This window comes from Pseudomonas brassicae, from assembly GCF_010671725.1.
In the GTDB taxonomy this organism is placed as follows: Bacteria; Pseudomonadota; Gammaproteobacteria; order Pseudomonadales; family Pseudomonadaceae; genus Aquipseudomonas; species Aquipseudomonas brassicae.
Map to the genome: position 1 here is coordinate 1 of NZ_JAAHBU010000372.1, position 1488 is coordinate 1488.

Genomic DNA, 1488 nt, shown 5'->3' on the forward strand with positions numbered 1-1488 from the left:
AATTGGAAACCTTGGCGGAGATAATGGATTACGCCGAGCGGATGATCCGCGAGGGAAGCCTTGAGTACCGTGCCTTGCGACGTGAGGCATATGGAAAAGCTGTTTGTGTCACGCAGGAAAACGGTGAGGAGACCATGTATCGGCTTGGGATGGATTCGATCACCTACCCAAAGGAAAGCTCCGGTTATGCAACACCACACTCCCCCGTCGGTCGACTCTGCTCCGTGGTTGGTCTTGGCTTTGAAGGGTCTTCCCAAGCTTGGGGAGATTATTATGTCAGTGAAGTCCGCCGTTTCCGCCGCCATGTTTTCGAGGAGCTGGATCGTCAAGCCAGAAACTTTCGAGCCATGGGAATCGAAAAGCAGGATGGTGAGGGCAAAGTGCAGGACCTACGTGCGTTTGTTGAGTCGCGTCTAGCAACCAGCAATCTCCTGTTTCTCCGGGGGGGAACGGATGAAACCGAGACGGTGCTCGGGCAAGAGCATGCAATGGACCAAGTCAGCGAGACCGCCGGGAAAGAGTTGGCCGATCCTCAGCTGTCAGAAGCGCCTCATCTATCTACACAAACTCTGGGTAAAGGCGCAGATCGTTCTGAGGTGGAATATCGGGAAGTCTCTCCCATGCCCATCCTCCTCGAAATCCTCGATGAGGATGATGAAAACGACTCTCCTGAGATTGCCCAGTTTGACCTCGATAGCGAAGGTGAAAGCGAAGGTCCATCTGAGTACGTTGGATTGGACGAAGACTTCTTCCTCAATCGGACGCTGCTACAGGACAAAATCATTTCTCGTGCACCAGTAGGTCCTATGTGGGTGGAGGGGGTAGCGGGTTCGGGAAAAACATCTGCGGCGCTGGGGCGTACAAAGATGCTCTGTGACTTCAACTCGAATGATGTTTCAGATCGAGATGGTTTTCGTGCGATTTTGGGAGACGATTTTGATTACTGGGAGGGGCGTTTCGCTGGAAAATTTTCCCAAGAAGGTAGCGTAGGTTTCGTACGTACAGCCGAGCTAATTAAATACTTGAGGGAGACTTGCAGTCGGTTGGGGTTGTCCGATTTACCTGTTCAGGAATATCACGACCTGCGTTCACGCTTAAGGAACCAGCGAAAATTGGAAAGCTCAGGGGGTTCTAACAAAGCTCTCAAGCACAGCGCCGCTGACACCCATTCGCTAGTTACCGCCCTGTCATGGTTAAGCGCTACCACCCGTGCGGTAGGCTGCATCGTTGCGAAACAGCTCCGCCAGGAGGTATCGCAGCTAGACCCAACTGATACAAAAAACTTTTCACTGCATCAGCGAAATCTTTTCAATGAGGCCAGGCGCAAACTGGCCCAGTCTATCGAAGCAACATGCTTGCATCTTGAAGCCCCCTCTGAGACTCAGGGAGTTATGCAAGGTCTAGTGGTTCGGCTGTCTGATCAGATACGGTTAGCCTCAGAGCGTACGCTTGGTGTCAATGTACTGAGCGTTCACTTGGACGAATTGC

Annotated in this window: 1 pseudogene; it reads left to right on the top strand. The window is 52.3% G+C overall.

Features of this window, described 5'->3' with window-relative positions:
- Window positions 1–2: 2 nt before the first annotated feature.
- Window positions 3–1488: pseudogene (locus tag G3436_RS21930) on the top strand (ATP-binding domain-containing protein); the annotation flags it as partial.